The sequence below is a fragment of the Geitlerinema calcuttense NRMC-F 0142 genome (assembly GCF_030285425.1).
Genome location: NZ_JASVEJ010000024.1, coordinates 45,663 through 52,487 on the forward strand (window position 1 = coordinate 45,663; position 6,825 = coordinate 52,487).

At 49.2% G+C, this 6,825-nt stretch carries 5 protein-coding genes; all 5 read left to right on the forward strand.

Annotated elements, in window-relative coordinates:
- Positions 1-75: 75 nt before the first annotated feature.
- Positions 76-2,139 carry a thioredoxin domain-containing protein gene (locus tag QQ055_RS06565; protein WP_284475827.1) on the forward strand — a complete coding sequence of 688 codons (2,064 nt, stop codon included), beginning with the start codon at positions 76-78 and terminating at the stop codon, positions 2,137-2,139.
- 320 nt (positions 2,140-2,459) lie between these two features.
- Positions 2,460-3,002: a calcium-binding protein gene (locus QQ055_RS06570; protein WP_286004401.1), complete on the forward strand. Its 543-nt coding sequence runs from the start codon at positions 2,460-2,462 to the stop codon at positions 3,000-3,002.
- Positions 2,918-5,359, forward strand: a complete 2,442-nt coding sequence (locus QQ055_RS06575) for a calcium-binding protein (RefSeq protein ID WP_432806004.1) — start codon at positions 2,918-2,920, stop codon at positions 5,357-5,359. Before QQ055_RS06570 ends, QQ055_RS06575 begins: the two co-directional genes overlap by 85 nt.
- 659 nt (positions 5,360-6,018) lie before the next feature.
- On the forward strand, positions 6,019-6,567 hold the full coding sequence (locus QQ055_RS06580; RefSeq protein WP_286004403.1) for a calcium-binding protein: 549 nt from the start codon (positions 6,019-6,021) through the stop codon (positions 6,565-6,567).
- Positions 6,509-6,825, forward strand: a 317-nt coding sequence (locus tag QQ055_RS06585; RefSeq protein ID WP_432806003.1) for a calcium-binding protein, incomplete at its 3' end; no start/stop codon positions are given. The genes QQ055_RS06580 and QQ055_RS06585, both read left to right, overlap by 59 nt.

A 6,825-nucleotide genomic window follows, 5' to 3' on the forward strand; every position in this document is an offset into this window, starting at 1 on the left:
AGGATTTCTCCGATTTTCGACACAATCGACTAGGATCGACTTGCGTCTAATCAAACTTCGTCGGTACTGCAAACGATGACTAACCGCCTCAGCCAAAGCCAAAGTCTATACCTTCGCAAACACGCAGAAAATCCGATTGATTGGTGGCCTTGGTGCGAAGAAGCGCTACTTAAAGCGCAACAAGAAGATAAGCCGATTTTCTTATCGATTGGTTACTCCAGTTGTCACTGGTGTACGGTGATGGAGGGCGAAGCGTTTTCCGAAAGCGCGATCGCCGATTATATGAATGCTCATTTTATTCCGATTAAGGTCGATCGCGAAGAACGGCCCGATTTAGATAGCATTTACATGCAAGCCTTGCAAATGATGACTGGACAAGGCGGCTGGCCGTTGAATATTTTTCTGACCCCAGAGGATCGCGTTCCGTTCTATGGGGGAACCTATTTTCCGGTAACGCCTCGCTACGGACGACCCGGATTTTTACAGATTTTGCAGTCCATTCGCCATTTTTACGAGACAGAAAAGCAAAAATTAGCTGAATTTAAACAAGATATCCTCGCAGGCTTGCAACAGTCTGCTTTGTTTTCCACTCAGGGAGAGTTGGGAGAGGATTTGCTACAAAAGGGTTTGGAACTCAGCACTGGAATTTTGTCGAGTTCGGAAATGGGGCCGAGTTTCCCGATGATTCCCTATGCAGAAACGGCTTTGCGGTTTGTCCGTTTTTCTCAGGAGTCTAGCCGTTATAACCCCCAGGTGATTTGTCCGCAGCGCGGCTGTCACTTAGCTTTGGGAGGAATTTACGATGCGGTTGCGGGTGGGTTTCATCGCTATACCGTCGATCCGACTTGGACGGTACCGCACTTTGAAAAAATGCTTTATGATAACGGTCAAATTGTTGAGTATTTGGCGAATCTCTGGAGTGCTGGCACGCAGGAACCCGCTTTTCCGAATGCGATCGCGGGAACCTTTACCTGGTTAAAGCGGGAAATGACGGCTCCCGAAGGCTACTTTTACGCCGCGCAAGATGCTGATAGTTTTATTTCTCCAGAAGCGCGAGAACCGGAAGAAGGCGCATTTTATGTTTGGTCGTTTGCTGAATTAGAATCGCTGTTATCGGCTGAAGAATTCAGCGAGCTGCAAAACCAATTTACCGTAACCTCTCCAGGGAATTTTGAAGGCAGCAATGTTTTACAACGCTTGCACCCAGGAGAGCTGTCTGTGATCGCGCAATCGGCTTTAGCAAAATTATTCGCCGCACGGTATGGGCGTTCTATTGCAGATGAAACCCCCTTTCCGCCTGCTTTTAACAATCACGAAGCCAAAACAACGCAATGGCCCGGACGAATTCCCCCCGTTACCGATCCTAAAATGATTGTGGCGTGGAACAGTTTAATGATTTCCGGTTTAGCTAGAGCCGCTACCGTTTTTGCAGATTCTCGCTATTTAGCACGGGCCGCTCAAGCCGCTCAGTTTATTTTAGACCATCAACGCCCAAACGGACGCTTCCATCGCTTGAACTATCAAGGGGTTGCGAGCATTCCGGCGCAGTCTGAAGACTATGCCCTTTGGATCAAAGCTTTAATTGACTTACAACAAGCGACCCTAATTGCCGATTCATCTCAAATTGACTGGCTCGCCCAAGCCGTAAGTTTTCAAGCCGAATTTGATGAATTTCTGTGGAGCGTGGAATTAGGCGGATACTATAACACGGCCAGCGATGCCAGCAGGGATTTATTAATTCGCGAACGCAGTTATGTAGATAATGCTACCCCGGCAGCTAACGGAATTGCGATCGCCAACCTCGTCCGCCTCGCCCTCCTCACCGAAAACCTCCAATATCTAGACCGCGCCGAACAAGCCCTGGAAGTGTTCAGCAGCTTAATGAACCAATCTCCTCAAGCCTGCCCCACTCTGTTTAGCGCCCTCGACTGGTACCGCAATCATACCCTAATCCGCACCACTCCAGACCAGATCGCCACCCTCAACCGCCAGTACCTCCCCACCGCCGTCTTCAAAGTCGAAACGAACTTACCTCAAGGTGCTGTAGGATTAGTGTGTCAAGGACTCAGTTGTTCTGAACCGGCCCAGAGCGCACAGCAGTTAAAAACACAAGCCATTCAACTGGGAAGTCGGCGCTAAACGCAATTCATTCAGGGGCAAACCCAAGCTTAGGGTTCTACCACTTCCCAGAAATTTAGCCGCCACCTGCTAGAAAGTCCTCTGGGAATGGGCATTATAGTTTCAAACGTTCGCTTCGGAGGATCGACCTCAACCGAAAAACCTCCCCTGCTCGCAACTTCAGCAAATTTTGGGTTAACTTTAACCAGGGCTAACCGCCGCGCTTTCAAAGCTATTGAGATTAGCCCTAATTAACCAACGAGCAAGCAACCCATTGTAAACTACAAACTTTAAAGCCCATTAGCGTCTCGGTGAATATTTAGGAGTGAAGGAAAACGATTATGGGACTATTACCACCCGTTGTAGCACCTAGCGATCAAGATACTTTGATATCGGGTCAAGCCGACCAAAATAATCAAATTTTTGGAGGAGCTGGTCAAGATACTCTTTTGGGAGTTGGCGGAAACAACCGGCTTGAAGGTCGCGGGAACGATGATTCCCTAGTAGGCGGCACAGGAAACGACACAATCCTAGGAGGAGATGGCAGCGATACCATCATCGGTACCGGCGGAAATAACCAGTTATTTGGAGAAACCGGTAACGACTTTATCCTGGGAGGTACAGGTAACGACACCATCTTTGCTGGATCGGGTCAAGACTATATTGACGGTGAAGAGGGTAACGATCTCATCTTTGGTGAATCTGGACTGAATACCCTGCTTGGTGGTGCTGGAAACGACACTATCCAAGGGGGTGCCAATACGACTTCATTAATGGGGGTGCTAACGATGACTCACTCCTGGCAGGAGGAGGCGATAACACCATTCGAGGAGGTCAAGGCAATGACTTCATTCAAGGTGGAGGCGGTAATGACTCCCTATTAGGTGATGCAGACAATGACACGATTTTAGGCATTGGCGGTAATAACTTTATTGATGGCGGAGTGGGTAATAACTCTCTCGTAGGTGGAGGTGCTAGCGATACTTTGGCGGCGGGTGCTGGCAACAGTACGCTAGATGGTGGTGGTGGCTTCAACTATGCGAATTATGCCAACTTAACCGACGGCGTTGTTGTTACATTTACGCCTGCCAATCCTGCTGCAACCCCTCCAGTCCCTCAGTTTACGGGTACAGTCACAGGTGGCGGTGTAACCCATACCCTGAGAAATATTCAAGCAGTTGTGGGTTCGAGCGGTAATGATACGCTATCAGGGACAGGAATTGAAACCCTTCTGGGCGGTGCTGGTGATGACAGCATGGTAGGAGGCTCCTTCATGGATGGGGGAGCGGGTAACGATTACTTTGTTGGAGAAGCTGCCAACCGCATCATCCTGGGAGGCACGGGTAATGATACCCTGTCTTTCGATAATGACACGATTGCCGGTGCCAACCTTTCTATTAATGCCGATCTCAGCCTAGGTCAACTCAGAATTGGTACCTTCACCCAAACTCTCAGCAGCATTGAAGTCATTGAAGGGACTGAACAGAACGATACGATTTTAGGCAGTGCTGCCTCTGAAACGCTGTTTGGTTATGGCGGTAATGATTTGATTGCTGGGGTTGGCGGTCAAAATCTCCTCGATGGTGGAGAAGGCAACGACACCATCATCGGCGGGACAGATAATGATACCGTCATTGGCGGTCTAGGCAATGATAGCCTCGTGGGTGGAGAAGGCAATAACTCCCTAACCGGTGGAGACGGGGATGATACCCTGGTCGGTGGCTCTGGCAATGATACCTTAAGCGGTAATGAAGGGAATGACTCGCTGGTTGCTGGAGAAGGCAATAACCTGTTAGACGGGGGTGCGGGTAACAACACGCTCATCGGGGGAACCGGAAACGACACGCTTCTCAACGGGACTTATGTTGAGGGCGGAAGCGGTAATGACTCCGTTGTTGGCACGGCAACCAGTGCAACGCTAATTGGTGGTGAAGGAACTGATACCCTATCCTATGCTGGTATTGCGACTGGGCTGCAAATTAATCTTGCTGCCTCGAATGTTGTAGGCGATGGTTTCACTGACTCCATTCAAGGCTTTGAAGTGATTGAAGGTGGTACAGGAAACGACACCATCACCGGAGGAGGGCCTAGCGTTACTCTCCGAGGCGGTGCGGGTGATGATACTTACATTCTGAATGCTACTAACGCTGCTGGAACGTTAATTGACGATACGTTAGGCAACGATACTTTAGAGATTCTGGGTGTCACATTATCTTTAGAGGATACTTTACCCGCAGGAACTACAGGGGTTCTGCGAGATGGTGCCAATCTAGTCATCGATTTGAATGGAGATGGGGTTGTCAACCCAGCGACCGATCTCGTCATTGCTAACTTCTTTGACTCAGCAGAAGGTACGGCGGCAGGAGCAGGATTTATTCCTGTCTTGGATAACTTAACGGGCGAGCAGATTCTGCAAAGCTTTGATCCGGCTACTCCCACCCCCACCCCTACTCCTACCCCTGGCCCGTCTCCGACGCCATCGCCGCGTCCGGTTCCCTCGCCGGTTCCTCCGATTGTACCGCCAACCCCCACTCCGACTCCGACTCCGACTCCCCCTGGTAATGTTCCGACTTCAGGAAATGATTTCTTAGTGGGAACTGGAGGTAGCGATACGATCTCTGGTCTGCAAGGAGACGATACGATTCAAGGGGTAGCCGGTAATAATCTCTTACAGGGCAACCAAGGGAATGATTCGATTGTTGGCGGTACGGGTAACGATACCATCTATGGCGGTAAGGGATTTGATACGCTGATTGCGGGTGCAGGAAATAATGTCCTGTTTGGCGATCAAGGTAATGATTCTGTCGTGGGTGGTTCCGGTAATGATGTTCTTTACGGCAACCAAGGTAACGATACCCTGATTGCTGGAGGCGGAAATAATCTCCTATTTGGAGGTCAAGGGAATGACTCTCTAGTAGGGGGTACTGGAAACGATACGCTTGTTGGCGATTTCGGTCGAGATACTCTGGTTGGCGGTGCAGGCCCTGATGTGTTTGTTCTGCGAACTGGAACGGCGGTTGGCAATCTTGGGGATGCTGATTTGGTGGTCAATTTTGACATCAATGCTGACTTTATTGGTCTGACAGGAGGTCTAACCGCAGCAGGGGTCAGTCTGTCTGCGATTGATACCCACACTATCCTCAGTGTTGCTCAGACGGGCGCTATTTTAGGGGTTGTGGTGGAAGTCTCGCCCGATCAGTTAGCGAACCGTTTGATTTCGGTTGATGTCGGTTTGGTCTAGCGCTAATGAGTCTTGAATAAACGATTTCTATAGAGAAAAATAGGTTTATTCTCGAAGACTTGAGTTAGAGCATTAATAATCTTCTTGGAAGCGATCGCACTTTCCTAAGCAGGAGGCGATCGCTTTTTTTAAAGGGAAGAATCAGGGCAACCCTAACCCCAATTAACCGAGTTTGAAAGCTGGCGATCGCCCCTGCAAAAAACTCGCTGTGTTAATAAGAATTCATGGTATATTCAATTCAGCGTCTTTAGTTCTGAGTTTCTAATCAGCTTTACAAAAAATTTTTTGAACAAGCGGGAACAAATAGAACTCAGTAACGTCTACAGTGTAAGCCCCTCTTATAAGCAGGTTCTAAAGGGCATGGGAGTAACTTAGGTTACTGCCATTTTTGGCATGTCGGACTCGCGTAACTCATCGCTCGCCGATATTGAATTGCAACTCGTCGGCTGTGTGTAATTTTTACTGAATTGATTCCACCATTGGCTAGTGTTAGATTCAAATTCCCTAAAGTTTTGGTATTAGTTTTAGCAAATTGACTTCTCCTGCGATCGCTGCCTTTAACACCCCAGTTATTGACAAGGAGAACCTCAATTTTTGCTATAGACTAATTATTTGCTTACTTTTGCTTTAAGTTTTTGGTATCAAGGAGACAATCTAATATGTTCATCCTGGGAACAAATGGTCCTGATTTTCTCATGGGAGGAAATGGTCCAGACACCATTGATGGTCTAGCCGGTAACGACACAATTCGCGGTGGAAATCAAAATGATTCCCTACTAGGTAGTGAAGGCAACGATTCCCTCCTCGGAGAAAATGGCGAAGACATTTTGCGGGGCGGACAAGGCAACGACATTCTCTACGGCGGTAACGGTCAAGATACCCTGTTTGGAGGCGATGGAGACGATACCCTCTACGGCGGTAATGGCAAAGATAAACTGATTGGCGGTGCCGGGAACGACTACCTCTTTGGGGGAAACGGCAAAGATATCTTAATTGACGATGAAGCCAACGAAGAAAACTGCGTTGAAGGGGGTGAAGGTAACGACACCTGTATAGGCGGTAGTAAAGACGATACTGTTTTAGGTGGAGACGGTGACGATCTCTGTATCGGGGGTTCCGATGACACCTTAGATGGGGGCGACGATGGGAATGACACCTGCATGGGGCGGTACTGGAAACGATACCGTCATGGGTGGCAGTGGCGATGACCTCTGTATGGGAGGAGATGAAACCCTAGACGGCGGCGTTGATGACGGTGCAGACATGATTGATGGTGGCGCTGGCAGCGACACCTGCATGGGCGGTACTGGAAACGATACCGCAATGGGCGGCGCTGGCGATGACACCGTAATGGGTGGCGACGGCGATGACATGTGTATGGGCGACACCGACGATGATGGCGGTACCGATGATGACGGTGCAGACATGATTGATGGTGGCGCGGGTTCTGACACCTGTATGGGTGG